Genomic DNA, 14,541 nt, shown 5'->3' with positions numbered 1-14,541 from the left:
CCTCGGCCGTGAAAGACAGCGATCGTGTCGTACGAGTGAAAAGAGAGACGCCGAAGTGACGCTCCAACCGCTGGATGCTTTTGCTTATCGCAGAGGGCGAAACAGACAACGAGCGCGCCGCAGCGGTGTAGCTGCCTAAGGAGCCGGCGCGTGCAAATGCGATAAGCCCCGTGAGGCGTTCCAATCCGATTTGTTCCTTCATGGAATTATTAAAACGAATCTACGCACCATTATCAATGATAAGGAACTTCCTTACTATTTGCCATGTGACTATTCTTGAGTGAGGTTGTGATGAACGACATGATGAAAGCAGTGCAGCTGCATAGTTTCGGCGGCCCAGAGGTCTTGCTTTACGAAGATACGCCCCGACCCGAAGTACAAGCCGGTGAAGTGCTTATCCAAGTTCATGCGGCAAGTCTTAACCCACCAGACCTTTACCTGCGCGACGGCTATCGGGCGCTACCTCCAGAATGGCAGCCTAGCCCCAACTTCCCGCTGACATTAGGCACTGATGTGTCAGGGGTCGTTGCTGCCATTGGCGACGAGGTTTCCAAGGTCAGCGTAGGTGACCACGTCTTTGTAATGGTGCGTTTCCCCGAAGACCTGATGACGGGCAGCGGCGCCTATGCCGAATATGTCAGCGTTCCTGAAAGCCACCTAGCGTTGAAACCAAAGGGCATTTCTCATGTCGAGGCAGCAGGTGCCCCAATGTCACTGCTTACTGTCTGGCAGTTTCTGGTTGATCCTGGTAATGACCTACCCAATCCATTCCAGGCATTTCGGCATGTGCCTGTCCCGCTCCAAGGCAAGACCGTCTTGATCAATGGGGCTGGCGGTGGCGTGGGGCATCTAGCGGTTCAAGTCGCTAAATGGAAAGGGGCGCGTGTGATCGCGGTTGCCTCAGGCAAGCATGAAGGGCTTCTTCACGAACTGGGTGCTGACGACTTCATTGATTACACCAAGGCAGCCGCCGAAACGGTCGCACATGATGTGGATCTGGTGCTTGACGCTGTGGGTGGCCCGAACATGGAGCGCTTGCTCAGCATTATTAAACCAGGCGGTTCGCTTTTTCTGGTCAACCCCTTGGGCTTTTCTGCCAGGGATGAAGCCGACAAGCTAGGGATTACGGTTTCCTCACTACAGGTGCACTCAAACGGAATGCTGCTGGCGCAGGCCAGTCGCTTGCTCGACGACCGTACCATTCGGATCGTGATCGACAGTACCTATTCGTTGGCAGAAGCATCGGCTGCGCACCAGAGAGCTATGCAAGGCGGCATTCAAGGTAAGGTCGTGCTTGTCGTTAAACAGTAACCGGCCAAGCGTTGTTTCTGAGCGCGAACCATTTCTGTCAGAAAATCCATCAAGGCATGAATCCTCACTACGCCTCGTAGATCCGGGTGCATCAGAAACCACAAACCGTATTCCAGCTCGGGGATGGGATCAGTGAGCTGGATAATGTCCGGATCTTCGTCCGCCAAATAACAGGGCAGAACACCCAGCCCCATACCGGAGCTAACAGCGCTGAGTATATTGACCAGCGTATCGACACGGTAGACACAGGCCGCTTTCAGCGCGTTGTTGTCCATCCACTGATCCAGTGCTGAGTCCTGCAATCGCGGACCAGCACCAATCCAGGGCTGGCTAGCAAGGGCCTTGATGGAAGCTCCTGGTGACAGATTGAGGCTTCGATGTCCGTAGACCGCCTGCCCTATGGCCATCAGCGGTCGCCCAATCAGATTTTCAGGAGGAGCATTGGACGGGCGGATGGCGACGTCAGCTTCTCTGCGTGTCAGATTGAATAGCTGGTTGGATACGGCGACGTCCAGCACGATGCCTGGATATTTATGCTGAAACTGCGTGAACAGAGGAGAGAGCAGCCCCATCAACAAAGAGTCCGTTGTGGTGAGCCAGATTTCCCCTCTCGGCTCCAAGTCGCGCCCAGCGACTTTACGCTCGGCGGCCAAGGCTGCTTCATCCATGATTCTGGCGGTTTCAGCGAGCTCTTCTCCAGCAAGCGTTGGCCGGTAACCGGTTCGGCTTCTTTCAAAAAGAGAAACACCAAGGCGCTGTTCGATATCACCCAGCCGCCGGAAAACCGTAGCGTGACTGACGCCCAAGGCGCGTGAGGCACCCGACAGCGAACCTGCAGTTGCGATTGCCAGGACGACCTCAAAGTCGTTCCACGCTAGGTGACTCCTGGTTTTCTGTGTCATGGCAGAAGGTTGCCTGAGATTTTTACCTGTTCGTTTTTGCAAAGTTAATTCTCACTTTCATGGAATACCTTGCAGCTTAGAACAAGATTAGCATGCACCTGAACCCATGAGATAACCCAATCGCCCCGGGAACAGGGACGATATGATGGAGGTCAGGCGCATGATGAACTCAACAAAAGTGCAGAACTTTCACCACCACGGCTCGTTAGCCCGCTGCGATAACGATGCCGTGCCAGAAGGAAGTGCCGGCAATTTGCTCAAGGGAAGCATCCCTTCCAGATACCGCGATGGGCGGGGAGGCGTTGATCTTGAGCGTGTGCGGCTGGATCAGCAAGAAGCTCGACGACAGGTAATCCAGGCGATGGTACGACGTATCGAAAAGCTATGGCGTCTGCGTTGAGACAACGCATTAGCAAACAAGCTGCCAACACGCGTAACTTTCCAATGGATTCGAATCCGCAAAGCGGCGGAAAACCGAGCGCTGTGCAGTTGATTGTCAAACCTCACTACGTACTATATCCTGTACATTAACAACATCCTGTACAGGAGCAACCTTATGGATGCTATCAGCTACACAGCCGCTAGAACCAATCTAGCAAAAACCATGGAGCAGGTCTGTGAAGACCATTCACCTATGATCATCACCCGAAGCAAGGCGCAATCCGTGGTAATGATCTCTCTCGAAGACTATGAGGCGCTGCAAGAGACAGCCTATCTTCTGCGCGCACCTAAGAACGCCCGCCGTTTGCTGGAATCCGTTGCCGAATTGGAACAAGGTGGTGGTCAGGAGAAGGAACTTCTTGAATGAAACTAATCTTCTCCGAGAGCGCCTGGGAAGACTATCTGTACTGGCAGAAAACCGACAAGAAGATTCTTAACCGAATTAACAAGTTAATCAAAGAGACCAACCGAGAGCCATTTGAAGGGGTCGGCAAACCAGAGCCTCTCAAACACAGTCTCGCCGGTTATTGGTCTCGGCGAATCAACGAAGAACACCGAATGGTTTACAAAGTCACGGATGACGCTTTGCTAATTGCCCAACTCCGATATCACTACTGATTTAACGCAGCATTAAGGTGTAAGCAACGCTGCCACCTAACCTAAAACATTGTGCCGTAAAAACGACACCCAGCCTTGAGCTGAAAATGCCAAGCGTTGCGATTCACTCTTAAACGCTTTGTTATGACGCTGAGCTTTGAGTCAGTTAATTTAATCGTGTGCCATAACGTTTTGTTAAGGGGTGGGCTTTAGCCCGTCCCAGCGAGCACAGCGAACGGTTTGAACCACTTGTTGGATGGTGCCAATATGACCTCACTATTTATTAGGGAAGTATTCAAGTATCTCATCTTCCGCATCATCAAATAGACCAGTTGAACGCCAGCCTAGGTGTCGATAAAAGCCATATGAACGAGCTTTCGCATCGGATGAACACCCGAGGAAAAGTCGTTCAAACCCGAAAGAGTTGAAAGACTCAATCATTTTATTCAATAGTGCTTTGCCAACACCTTTACTTTCATATTCTGGCAATAGTGCCAAAACAACAATTTCTCCGGTTTCGCTATCACCGAAGCAATAGCCAATAATCTTTCCTTCACTAACACCAACGTAACCAGGTAAGGAGCCATCGCTAATTCCTGCTTTCCAGCTCTCTAAAGTAATACCGAGTTCTTCCAATTGTTCGACAGAGAAAGCGTTTTCTCTCGTCTTTCCTCTCAAGGCAATGCATTCGGCCGCATCGTCAGGTGTTGCCATCCTGTATGCAACTTTCATTAGGAGCTCCATTTTAGTGTTTGGTTGTAGATCTAACGCCGTTCAGCACGCGCGGCTACGAAATGAAGGCGTCGCCGTGACGGACCTGGTTAGGAGTTCTTTAGCCAGCCTTGATCCACGGCGTACTCAACCTTTGAAATAAACCAGTCGTATATTTCTGAGTTTTCCTGCTCTATGAACCCATGCATTTTCAGCACTTGGCTCTTCCGTATGCCATGGTCTCTCCAGGCACGGCCCTCGCTCGTTACATTGTGCAGAAAAGGTAATAGACGGTCGATGACTTTGAGAAGCCTTGCTTCCTTAGTTTCCCCAGACTCTTGCTCTTCCCAGAGCTCCGGAAGATCTCCGATTGGGTTACCGGGATGAGAAGCCAGTTTCTCGATATACTTACGCTCTTCAATGTGGGCATCATTGCGGTTTGCGCTATAGAGAAATGTATCTCCTGCACCAATCTCACCAAGATCATGCACCAGGGCCAGTTTGAGTAATTTTAAGAGGTCAAAGTCTTCCTGTGACTGCTCTGCAAAAGCCCAGCAAGCCATCGCCAGGTGCCACGAATGTTCTGCTGAGTTCTCAACTCGCTCTCCACCGTTGATGTAGGTTTTGCGGTTTACCGATTTTAACGCATCAAACTGAAGTAAAAATTCCGATATCTGAGTGACTTTTTTGGTCACGTACTTCTCCTAACTCCGTGCACAGCGGCGACCTTGAAATGGTGACGAAGGAGCCCTGGAAAGGGTATCCGGCGGCCGCAGGCCGCGTACTGATGCGAATTGTTATGGCGAACCTGCACTTAATGATTAGCGAAAAGAACTAAAAGCAAGCCAATTGCTCCTGGCAACGCCTGCACAAATAGAATTTTCCGGTTTGCTGTTGCTGCACCGTAGATTCCGGCCACAACAACGCACGCCAAAAAATATAACTTGAAATCGTATCCTGCCGCACCTTGAAAGATACCAACCAAAAGACCGACTGCAATAAAACCGTTATAAAGACCTTGATTCGATGCCAAAACTTTTGTCGTTGCGGCTTGCTCTTTGGAATGACCAAAGACTTTAAGGCCCATCGGCTTATCCCAAAGAAACATCTCCAATATCAAGAAATATCCGTGGAGCAAAGCTACCAATAACACTACCAAATCAGTAATCATTGCCATGTGCACTTACCTACTTTTGAGACATAATTGAGCTTATGTAGCCATCAAAATTAACTCTACCCCATTGATTCTTCAGGTGGCAAAGAAAATTTCGGCAGCACACCCAAGATTCGGGTGCTTGCGCGTTTTGCTCAACTCGACAACGCTGTATATAAGCACACATTTTGTAGGGAGCGGCCCCTATGAAACTGATGGAGCGGGTGAAGGCTACCCTCAGAGTCAAACGCTATACGGATTCAATATCTCGACCTGCCCCACTGATCACCATTGTCCATATCGGGGGAAGCTACTCAGGAACGATCAGAATGTAGCTTCCCACCTTTGGCCCAATGCTCATCATCAAAATTTTGCAGGAAGATTGTTACTGCTTCAGGGCTGGTTCCATATGCTTCTGAAAATGCTTCGGTTATACGCTTAACTAAGAGCTCACGTTGCTCTTTAGTCCTGCCTGGAGACTGCTGAACGGTTACGATTGGCATATAGATCTCCTAATAAAATCAAAGATATATATAGGTTTAAATGAGGCACCCTGAGCAACCTTATTCAACCTGACGGCTCTTCCACTGAAGTTCTATCAACTATATCTTGACTCTACTCCACTCTTTCACAACCAAGCAAAGCCTAATTCGGCAGTATCAACCTTCCCCTTGCATTTCCCCCACCCGCCTCCTGCACTCCACCAACAAAAAGCTTGACGGGGTGCCGGTGATATCAGGCTGAGATCGCGCAAGGTGAGCATTTTGCTGCCAAGCGCTGATCCCGCTAAACCTGATCCGGCTAATGCACTGCCTGTGCAGACACCGGAGTAGGGGGTTAAATATCACAGTCAACGCATTCTTATATCTTGTCTGTTACGCCTCAAGGTGATGCCCTTCCAGGCTTCGACAAAGCGCTGCCAACCTGTCGACCGCCTGCATCAACACTTCATCCGGCACTGTCAGCGCCAGCCGAATTAGAGATGTAGCACTCTCGCCAAAGGAAGCGCCCGGCATCACCGCCACACCCTGCTCTTCGAGAAGGCGCCAAGCGAAGGCCTCGCCGTCCATACCTGTTTTGGAGATATCGATCATCAGGAACATGCCGCCCTGGGGCAGGCTTGAAGACAGCATGGGGATTTGGCTGATGGCTTCGTGCAGTAGTTTGGCGCGACGTCCCAGCGCTTCGCGCAGACGCTCGGCGGTATCGAAATGCTGGCGCAGGGCTACCTCGGTCATGTCAGCGATAAATGGCTGGTTGCCAAACAACATGGTTTCAGAGATGGGCAGCAAGCGGCGCGAGAACTCCACCGGCCCAATTGACCAACCACTACGGAAACCAGTTGCCGCATGGCTCTTGGAGATCGATGACACCACCACGGTTCGCTCTCGTAGGCTGTCGATTTCCAGCGGTGAGACAAAATCACCGTCGAAAATCAACGCTTCATAAACCTCATCACAGAGAATCCACAAATCGTGCTTGATACACAGCTCGCCCAGCTGCACCAAGGTCTTACGATCCAACACCGCGCCGGTAGGATTGTGCGGAGTATTGAGCATTAGCACCCGACTTTCCGGAGTAATAGCGTCGGCCAGATCATCGGGCTGCATGATAAAACTATTCGCCATACGCAGCGGTACCGGTTGTAAATGCGCACCTGCCGCGCGAATAACCCCTTCATAGGTGGCATAGTACGGGTCGCCACTCAACACACCATCGCCTTCACCGACCAGTGCCAGAATGACAGCGAACAATGCAGTTTGGGTGCCGGGAAAACACAGCACGTTCTCTTCGCTGATAGAAGGAAGGCGTGGTGCATAGGTGTCGATAAGCGCATCGACCAATCCCGGTTCACCACGCCCGTTAGAATAGCGCGTTCGCCCCGCCCGCAAAGCATTGATGCAGTGTTCGACAAGAGCCGGATCTGTGGTGATATCCGGCTCACCGATGCTCAGTTCAATGACCTCTTTGCCTTTGGCTTGATGCGCTCTGGCGGCATTGTGCACCGCCCATTTGTCACCGCCAAGTTCATAAAGACGGTCGGTAATCGCTGCGTAGCGCATGAATAAATCCCTATTGTGTTGCGGGTTGAGAAGACGATTTGTCGACAGCGACATACTGCATCAGTGTGTTATTGGGCAGCGCTAGAATGCCTTCGGCGGCGCTCAACGCGATCTTAGGTAGCAACGCTGTGTCATATAGGCCGTGACCCAGCCCCCCTTCAAGCCACAGGCCATCAATCAGCGCATTCAGCGCAATAGCGTAGTGTTTACAGGTAACGGGGTCTGCCGGACGCTCCAGCGCTAAAAGTACCGGATGGATCAATGTTTCCAGCAAAGCCAGGAATTCTCGATAGCTTTCGCGGTGGATATCGGAATATTCCGGCTCGGTTCGCACGCGACCAATGAAGGTTGCCCACAGTGCGACCTTTCGAGACGACAGGTTCGGCGAGGTTACGTTAGCGACGATAAAGCGTGCCAAGCGCCGCTCTGGCACTTCGCCCGCTTGCTCAGAAGATTCCTCGGCTTCACCCGTCAGTTGGCCAATCAGGTAGGCATAAGCAGCACTCACCATGGCATCTTTAGAGCCGAAGTAATGCCTAATCAGCCCAGCCGTTACCCCTGCACGTTCGGCCACACGACGCGCGCTGGCACCATTCATTCCGTGCTCAGCAATACAGTGCAGCGTGGCTTCGAGTAAGCTGCGCCGCCGTGCATCCATAGACCAGCGCTGAAATGATTTCCTACTCATAATTCCCTTCGTTTCCGCTAAGAAACATCCGCCTAGGCATTTAATGCCACGTAAATTACTTCACAGGATCTACTTCGCATTGTTTCCAGCACATAAGTTAAGCAACTGAATAACCTTGTGAGATCAATACAAAACCTGCCTCAACAGTCGATCACCAACAGCAATCGACTCACCTTTCGTTGAACATTGATGCTTTGAATCTGACCGTACTTGGCTTACAGTTATACTGTCGTATAACAAGGAACTAATTGCAAGCGCCTGCTAAATGATGAAGATGTTTCCCCTCCGGGAGGCAGATGGGCGCCCCCAGAGACGAGACAATCAATGGCAAACGTACCTGCAATAGAGATCCGTGATCTTCACAAACAATTTGGCTCTCTCAAGGTCCTCAAGGGCATCTCCCTGACCGCATGCCAAGGCGATATCGTCGCCATCATTGGTGGATCAGGCTCGGGAAAGTCCACACTACTTCGCTGCATTAATCTGCTGGAGCGCCCGACCTCGGGCGAGATAGCTATCCAGGGTGAACCCTATCGCATGAAGGACGCCCGCCATGGCGGTCTTGAAATCGCAGACCGTCGCCAGGTTCAGCGTATTCGCGCTCACCTCGGCATGGTTTTCCAGAACTTCAACCTGTGGCCACACCGTACGGTTCTGGAAAACGTGATCGAGGTGCCTATTCATGTGTTGGGCATGAAGCGCGACGAGGCCATTCATCGCGCTGAGGAACTACTCAACCGAGTGGGACTTGGCAGCAAGAAAGACATATATCCGGCCGTCATGTCCGGCGGGCAACAGCAGCGCGCAGCGATTGCTCGCGTGTTGGCCGTCGACCCGCTGGCCATGCTGTTCGATGAGCCCACATCAGCACTCGACCCGGAGCTGGTCGGCGAAGTGCTATCCGTGATTCGTGACCTAGCAGCCGAGCATCGCACCATGCTGCTGGTGACTCACGAGATGGCGTTTGCGCGTGATGTGGCCACACATGTGGTGTTCCTGCGAGAGGGCATAATCGAAGAACAGGGCCCTCCTGATCAGATTTTTGGTGACCCTCGCTCACCACATTTGAAGCAATTCATCAGTTCGGTGGCCTGACCGCCACCGATATCCCACCACTCCTGCAGACAATCTGGAAGACAACCCCGAAAACAACAGAGGTAATCCCCATGTTCAAGACATTCACTGCTACCGCCGGCCTTATCGGCCTGAGCATTTTCGCTGCCCCTGTGTTGGCAGATAGCTACAAGATCGGGCTATCCGCAGAGCCTTATCCTCCCTTTTATGCACCAGATGCCAGTGGCAACTGGTCAGGCTGGGAAATCGATTTCATCGAGGAGCTGTGTGACCGCCTGGATGCCAAGTGCGAGATCAAGCCAGTGGCCTGGGAAGGCATCATTCCGGCCCTGAAAACCGGCAAGATTGACATGATCATCGGTTCAATGTCGATCACCCCTGAACGTGCCGAACAAATCGCTTTCTCGAATAAGTATTACTCCAGCCCCACCGGCATCCTGGCACGCAAGTCCACTGACATAGAGCCTACTCCCGAAGGCCTGGAAGGCGCCTACCTGGGCATTCAGTCGGGCACCAACCAAGAGCAGTATGCACGCAAGCATTTCGCGGATAGCGCCACCCTTAATGTCTATCAAACCCTCAACGAAGAGCTACAGGATCTGGTCGCTGGCCGTATTGATGCCATCGTCGCCGACACCCTGGCGGTACAGACCTTTATCAACTCTGAGACCGGCCAATCCTGCTGCGAATACCGCGGCGAGGTGGCCAGCGACCCTGAACTCATGAGCGAAGGCATGGGAGTAGGCCTGCGCCAGAGTGATACCGAACTTCGCGAACGGGTCAATTCAGCCATCGACGCGATGCGCGCCGATAGCACCTATGAAGAAATTAGCGCCCCTTACTTCGACTTTGATATCTACGGCAGCTAATCCCCACCAGCAAAGGCCGCCCACCCAGGCGGCCTTTGCTTTCCAATTTCACAAGGACAAGCCACTATGACGACTGTCTTCGATTTAAGCTTGTTGGCCTATGAGCCTCCCGGCTGGGGCAAGTTGTTGCTCGTCGGGTTCATGCGCTCGATCCAGCTGGCGGCGGGTGGCTATTTGCTGGGTATCCTGATCGGCATCGCAGGTGCCGCTGGCAAACTGTACGGCAACAAGGTCGTTCGCGACCTGTTTGAAATCTACACTGTGGTCATTCGTGCCGTGCCCGAATTGGTGCTGATGCTGCTGTTCTACTATGTTGGCACCGATCTTTTAAGCCGTGCTTCAACCGCCATGGGGTTTGGCAGCGTCGATATCGACGGCCTGACCGCCGGGATTCTGGTAATAGGCTTGGTACAGGGCGGCTATGCGACCGAAGTCTTTCGCGGGGCCATTCTCGCCGTCCCCCGCGGGCAGACCGAGGCGGCCCACGCCTTTGGCATGTCGCCCGCCCAGGTGCTGCGTCGGGTCACGCTGCCAGCAATGACACCACATGCCCTGCCCGGCATGGCCAACCTGTGGATGATTGCCACTAAAGACACCGCCCTGCTTGCCGTCATCGGCTTCAGCGAGCTCACACTGGTCACCCGGCAGGCCGCTGGCGCTACGCAGCATTACATTATGTTCTTTCTGGCCGCGGGCGTGCTGTATCTGGCGCTAACGCTGATATCAAACGTGGCCTTGCGCCGCTTCGAACGCTACGCACGGCGTGGTCTTGTCTCTACACGCTGAACTCAAGGAATGCCTGTGTCTGACCCTCAAACTCTGGCGTCGCTTACCCGACCGTCGCGAACGCCCATGTTAACCAAACTGCCGGGCCTACTTGAGCCTCACCGTATTATCCTGCTTTTGATATTCATCGTCGGTCTGGTGGCCGCGATTCAACTGATGGACTGGAGCTGGCTACCCCGCTACTTGCCCAAGCTCTGGGAAGGCCTGCAGATGACTTTGATCATGCTGGTATCCAGCGTGGTGGTGGGCTTTCTGATTGCTTTGCCTTTAGGGCTTGCGCAAGTCAAAGGAGCGTGGCCGCTGCGATGGCTAGCCACCGGCTTCTGCACCGTCATCCGTGGCACGCCACTGCTACTGCAGCTATGGCTGTTCTATTTCGGGCTAGGAGCGCTGTTCGGCCAGTTCCCGGAAATTCGCGACTCCTGGGCCTGGGACTACCTGCGCCAGGCCTGGCCCTATGGTTTCATTGCCCTCACGGTGTCATTTGCCGCCTATCAGGGTGAGGTTATGCGCGGTGCCTTTGCCGGTGTACCGCATGGCGAGCTGGAAGCCGCCAAGGCTTTCGGCATGTCGCGTCGCAAGGTTTTTAGCCGTGTCTGGTTTCCGCGTGCTGTTCATCGTGCTCTACCAACGCTGACGGGCGAGATCATCCTGCAACTGAAATCCACACCGCTGGTTGCCACCATCACCGTGATGGACTTGTATGCCGTCATCACCCAGGTACGCCAGACCACTTACCTGACTTACGAACCGTTACTCTTCCTGGTCGCCGTCTACCTCTGCCTGAGCGGCGTCTTGATCGTTGGGCTGCGCTGGCTGGAAAACCGCGTACCACAACACTAATGGTCACGGGCCTGTGCGAGCATCACGTTTATCAACGCTAATTCAGGACGTGGCACAACCAAAAAGGGGCCGTCCAGTGGCCCCCTTTTGCTTGTGTAGATATTCGTATAGTTCTGATACTGGCTTGCTTGCCGTGCTGGCAACCGCGCCAATTTAGTCTTTGTAGCTTGGATCCAGCGCCTCAAGCGTGCGCAGGTGCGCGGCCCATTCGAGTTCAAGATCGCCGTCTTCATGAATAGTCTGGTCGTATTGGCGCGCCACGTGCCGCGCCACCTCTTCTGGCACCAGCCGTAAGGGCTGGCCAGTAGACTGCGCCGCCACCTGTAGCTCACAGGCACGCTCAAGATAAAACATATTGTTGAACATCTCTGCAGCCGACGCACCGGTCGTCAGCAGGCCATGGTTACGCAACACCAGCGCCGGGTTGTCGCCAAGGCTTGCCACTATTCGCTCACGCTCAGCCAGATCCAGGGCAATGCCTTCATAATCGTGGTAAGACACCCGTTCGTGAAACTGCAGCGCAATCTGGTTAAGCCGTGTTTCAAGGCCCGACTCCAGCGACGACACCGCCACGCCAGCGCGCGTGTGGGTATGCATCACCCAGGCCGCATGGTGGCTAGCAGTATGAATCGCGGAATGGATGGTGAAACCAGCCGGATTCACTTGTTCTGGGCTGTTATCAATCTTATGGCCATCAACGTCAATCTTCACCAGCGAAGAAGCCGTAATCTCCTCCCAACGCCAACCGTAAGGGTTGATCAGGAAACGTCCCTTCTCACCAGGCACCCGCGCGGTAATATGAGTGTAGATCAGATCCGTCATGCGATAGTGGGCGGCCAGACGATAGCAGGCTGCCAGCGCGATGCGGGTTTCTTGTTCGGCGTTGCTCGTCGTGGTGCGTTGAGACTTATCGAGACTCATCAGGTGTTCCTTTGCAGCAAAGTGATTGTCATGCAACGTGGTTAGCGTTTACGTCAGTAACCGCGCGCCCGATCAACGCCCATGGCAAGCGGCTGCCCATCGCGAAGGGCGCGGGCGGTGTCGACAACCTGCCCTGCGACCACCTCTGGCAACGAATCACTGGCAATGTGTGGTGTGATGCGCAGGCACTCATGCTGCCAGAAGGGATGATCCGCAGGCAGCGGCTCTGCACGGAACACATCCAGGCTCGCCCCACCCAAATGGCCGTGTTCGAGCGCTAGGAGAAGATCGTCCTCGACCAAGTGCTCACCCCGACCGATCTGCACCAACCAAGCGTCTTTGGCGAGCTTCGCGAACAGCGCCTTGTTAAGCACGTTTTCAGTGGTAGCCGTCAGTGGCAGCACATTGATCAGATAATCGGCGCCATCCGCTGCCGCCATGACAGCCCCGTCACCTGTCAGATAGGTCACGCCTTCAACCGGCGCTTGTGGCTCGCTGCGGCAGGCTACGTGTACAGAAAAGCCAAGCGCGGCCACCGCTTTCACCACGGCGCGCCCCATGGTGCCGTGTCCCAGCACCGCCACCTTTCTTGATGCTGGCGCGCGCATCGTCAATGGCGCCCAATGCGCCTTGGCAGCATTTTGCTCCAGGGTGGTGAACTCACGCTCACGATGGAGCACCTCATGCGCGGCAAAACCCGCCATCAAGTCGGCCTGATGTGGATCCCGCACCCGGGCGATATGTACTTCATCGCTCAGGCCAGGATGCGCCAGCAGGGCATCAACACCGGCACCGATAGACATCGCCAGCTCAAGATTAGGATAGCTCTCGAAAGCCTTGTCATTGGGCAACCAGCAGATCGCAAAACGCACATCTTCGGGGTTATCGATCTCATGGGGATGGCGCAGGACGACATCACTCGCTTCATCGCGCAAGGCGTTACCATAAATGGCATCAAGGTCGAGCGAATCACTGAGATAGACGCCTAAAATCGAGTTCGTGTTGGTCATGCAACTTCCTACGGTTCACATTCGAAATAGCAGTGGCTGTAAAACAGCCACTTGTTACTCAACTGTATAATAATTCACGTACCGATGCCATGAAACGCCATTACAGCACCTAAACTCTCATCGCTGTAATGATGCTAATAAATTGTTTCCCGATAACTTTCCATGTCATACACCCTTGCATCTCCCTCACCCGCCTCCTACACTCCACCAACGAACAGCTTGACGGGGTGCCGGTGAAATCCGGCTGAGATGGCGCAGGGCGTAGCAATTAATGCTGCCGAGCGCTGATCCCGCAGAACCTGATCCGGCTAATGCGCTGCTACTTACACAAGTTCGCAGCGAGGGTACCGGCGTAGGGATCAAGCGATGGCCACGGCTGCTCTCTCACGATCGCACGCCGCCCTTCTGCGCCACTCCCTCGATCTTTTTCGCCCGCCCTCCGGATCATTACCACCGGAGGAGTCATGGGCTACCGCTTTACTGATCTCACTACCGCTTGCCAGAAAGATTGGCGCGCCTATATTGAGCACGATTTTGTGCGCCAGCTAGGCACCGCCACGCTGCCCGGGGCGTCGTTTCGCCACTATTTAAAGCAGGACTACCTGTTTTTGATTCACTTCGCCCGCGCCTATGCGCTGGCTGCCTACAAAAGCCCCACCCTCGCCGATCTTCGCCAAGCCCATGAAGGCTTGAAAGCCATTGTGGATGTGGAGCTGGGCCTGCACGTGGGCTTTTGTCAGGAGTGGGGGATTTCCGAGCAAGAACTGGAGGAGCTTCCCGAAGCCAGAGCGACGCTTGCCTACACCCGCTATGTGTTAGATACCGGCAACCGCGGCGACCTGCTGGATTTGCACGTGGCGTTGGCCCCCTGCCTGGTGGGCTACGGCGAAATCGCCAACTGGCTAAACGCCCAGCCTTCCACCCTGCGCGGCGCGCAAAACCCTTACGACGCCTGGATAGCCATGTACGAAGGCGAGGAGTTTCAGGCCGCCATGCAGGCGGAGCTTGAATGGCTGAATATCCGCCTTGCCGACATTACCCCCGCCCGCTTTGCCGAACTGAGCAAGATCTTCCGCGACGCCACCCGCCTGGAAATCGACTTCTGGCAGATGGGCCTAGAGCTGATAGACCAAGACCTCACCCACTAATTCAGCAAAACAACACAAGGAAAC

At 53.9% G+C, this 14,541-nt stretch carries 18 protein-coding genes, 1 pseudogene and 1 riboswitch; of the genes and pseudogenes, 9 read left to right on the top strand and 10 right to left on the bottom strand.

The window, feature by feature from the left end:
• Window positions 1–7: 7 nt before the first annotated feature.
• Window positions 8–202 (bottom strand): annotated as a pseudogene (locus HALTITAN_RS26030) (LysR family transcriptional regulator); the annotation flags it as partial.
• A gap of 89 nt (window positions 203–291) precedes the next feature.
• On the opposite strand from HALTITAN_RS26030, the gene HALTITAN_RS11505 reads away from it, so the two are divergent.
• Window positions 292–1,311: an NADP-dependent oxidoreductase gene (locus HALTITAN_RS11505; protein ID WP_039859271.1), complete on the top strand. Its 1,020-nt coding sequence runs from the start codon at window positions 292–294 to the stop codon at window positions 1,309–1,311.
• Here HALTITAN_RS11505 and HALTITAN_RS11500 read toward each other — a convergent pair.
• Window positions 1,278–2,213 carry a LysR family transcriptional regulator gene (locus tag HALTITAN_RS11500; protein ID WP_039859270.1) on the bottom strand — a complete coding sequence of 312 codons (936 nt, stop codon included), beginning with the start codon at window positions 2,211–2,213 and terminating at the stop codon, window positions 1,278–1,280. The genes HALTITAN_RS11505 and HALTITAN_RS11500 overlap by 34 nt on opposite strands.
• 160 nt (window positions 2,214–2,373) lie before the next feature.
• On the opposite strand from HALTITAN_RS11500, the gene HALTITAN_RS11495 reads away from it, so the two are divergent.
• From HALTITAN_RS11495 to HALTITAN_RS11485, 3 genes are all read left to right on the top strand, one after another.
• Window positions 2,374–2,613: a hypothetical protein gene (locus HALTITAN_RS11495; protein WP_039859269.1), complete on the top strand. Its 240-nt coding sequence runs from the start codon at window positions 2,374–2,376 to the stop codon at window positions 2,611–2,613.
• Window positions 2,614–2,769: 156 nt separating this feature from the next.
• Window positions 2,770–3,021 (top strand): type II toxin-antitoxin system Phd/YefM family antitoxin, encoded by a 252-nt coding sequence (locus HALTITAN_RS11490; protein ID WP_022520613.1) that lies wholly within the window; start codon window positions 2,770–2,772, stop codon window positions 3,019–3,021.
• On the top strand, window positions 3,018–3,272 hold the full coding sequence (locus tag HALTITAN_RS11485; protein WP_039859268.1) for a Txe/YoeB family addiction module toxin: 255 nt from the start codon (window positions 3,018–3,020) through the stop codon (window positions 3,270–3,272). The genes HALTITAN_RS11490 and HALTITAN_RS11485 overlap by 4 nt, the downstream gene beginning before the upstream one ends.
• 255 nt (window positions 3,273–3,527) lie before the next feature.
• Here the strand turns inward: HALTITAN_RS11485 and HALTITAN_RS11480 are convergent, their stop codons facing one another.
• The 6 genes from HALTITAN_RS11480 to HALTITAN_RS11455 form a co-directional block, all read right to left on the bottom strand.
• Window positions 3,528–3,983 carry a GNAT family N-acetyltransferase gene (locus tag HALTITAN_RS11480; RefSeq protein ID WP_027959860.1) on the bottom strand — a complete coding sequence of 152 codons (456 nt, stop codon included), beginning with the start codon at window positions 3,981–3,983 and terminating at the stop codon, window positions 3,528–3,530.
• Window positions 3,984–4,072: 89 nt separating this feature from the next.
• Window positions 4,073–4,657, bottom strand: a complete 585-nt coding sequence (locus tag HALTITAN_RS11475) for an HD domain-containing protein (RefSeq protein ID WP_022520616.1) — start codon at window positions 4,655–4,657, stop codon at window positions 4,073–4,075.
• Between the two features lie 119 nt (window positions 4,658–4,776).
• Window positions 4,777–5,139, bottom strand: a complete 363-nt coding sequence (locus HALTITAN_RS11470; RefSeq protein WP_027959862.1) for a DUF1304 domain-containing protein — start codon at window positions 5,137–5,139, stop codon at window positions 4,777–4,779.
• A gap of 290 nt (window positions 5,140–5,429) precedes the next feature.
• Window positions 5,430–5,618 carry a 2-hydroxymuconate tautomerase gene (locus HALTITAN_RS11465; RefSeq protein ID WP_022520619.1) on the bottom strand — a complete coding sequence of 63 codons (189 nt, stop codon included), beginning with the start codon at window positions 5,616–5,618 and terminating at the stop codon, window positions 5,430–5,432.
• Between the two features lie 372 nt (window positions 5,619–5,990).
• A complete protein-coding gene (locus HALTITAN_RS11460; RefSeq protein WP_039859267.1) occupies window positions 5,991–7,178 on the bottom strand; it encodes a pyridoxal phosphate-dependent aminotransferase in 1,188 nt (395 codons plus the stop codon).
• A 10-nt stretch (window positions 7,179–7,188) separates the two neighbouring features.
• Window positions 7,189–7,866: a TetR family transcriptional regulator C-terminal domain-containing protein gene (locus HALTITAN_RS11455; protein WP_022520621.1), complete on the bottom strand. Its 678-nt coding sequence runs from the start codon at window positions 7,864–7,866 to the stop codon at window positions 7,189–7,191.
• Between the two features lie 324 nt (window positions 7,867–8,190).
• On the opposite strand from HALTITAN_RS11455, the gene HALTITAN_RS11450 reads away from it, so the two are divergent.
• The 4 genes from HALTITAN_RS11450 (at window position 8,191) to HALTITAN_RS11435 (ending at window position 11,438) form a co-directional block, all read left to right on the top strand.
• A complete protein-coding gene (locus tag HALTITAN_RS11450) occupies window positions 8,191–8,961 on the top strand; it encodes an ABC transporter ATP-binding protein (protein ID WP_039859266.1) in 771 nt (256 codons plus the stop codon).
• Window positions 8,962–9,032: 71 nt separating this feature from the next.
• Window positions 9,033–9,809: a transporter substrate-binding domain-containing protein gene (locus HALTITAN_RS11445; protein WP_009287214.1), complete on the top strand. Its 777-nt coding sequence runs from the start codon at window positions 9,033–9,035 to the stop codon at window positions 9,807–9,809.
• 66 nt (window positions 9,810–9,875) lie between these two features.
• The gene (locus HALTITAN_RS11440; RefSeq protein ID WP_009287213.1) at window positions 9,876–10,595 is read left to right on the top strand and encodes an ABC transporter permease; all 720 of its coding nucleotides are present in this window, start codon (window positions 9,876–9,878) and stop codon (window positions 10,593–10,595) included.
• 9 nt (window positions 10,596–10,604) lie between these two features.
• Window positions 10,605–11,438, top strand: coding sequence for an ABC transporter permease (locus HALTITAN_RS11435; protein ID WP_009287212.1), 834 nt, complete (start codon window positions 10,605–10,607; stop codon window positions 11,436–11,438).
• Window positions 11,439–11,591: 153 nt separating this feature from the next.
• Here the strand turns inward: HALTITAN_RS11435 and HALTITAN_RS11430 are convergent, their stop codons facing one another.
• Together HALTITAN_RS11430 and HALTITAN_RS11425 are read right to left on the bottom strand one after the other, a co-directional pair.
• Window positions 11,592–12,359, bottom strand: a complete 768-nt coding sequence (locus tag HALTITAN_RS11430) for a class II aldolase/adducin family protein (protein ID WP_022520626.1) — start codon at window positions 12,357–12,359, stop codon at window positions 11,592–11,594.
• Window positions 12,360–12,412: 53 nt separating this feature from the next.
• Window positions 12,413–13,369 (bottom strand): NAD(P)-dependent oxidoreductase, encoded by a 957-nt coding sequence (locus tag HALTITAN_RS11425; RefSeq protein WP_027959869.1) that lies wholly within the window; start codon window positions 13,367–13,369, stop codon window positions 12,413–12,415.
• Window positions 13,370–13,582: 213 nt separating this feature from the next.
• Window positions 13,583–13,745, top strand: a riboswitch (TPP riboswitch).
• 88 nt (window positions 13,746–13,833) lie between these two features.
• Here HALTITAN_RS11425 and tenA point away from each other — a divergent pair.
• A complete protein-coding gene (gene tenA, locus HALTITAN_RS11420; protein WP_009287211.1) occupies window positions 13,834–14,517 on the top strand; it encodes a thiaminase II in 684 nt (227 codons plus the stop codon).
• Window positions 14,518–14,541 lie beyond the last annotated feature (24 nt).

The sequence above is a fragment of the Vreelandella titanicae BH1 genome (assembly GCF_000336575.1).
Lineage (GTDB): Bacteria > Pseudomonadota > Gammaproteobacteria > Pseudomonadales > Halomonadaceae > Vreelandella > Vreelandella titanicae.
Note: the sequence above shows the minus strand (reverse complement) of the source record. Positions and strands in the feature narration are given on the sequence as shown.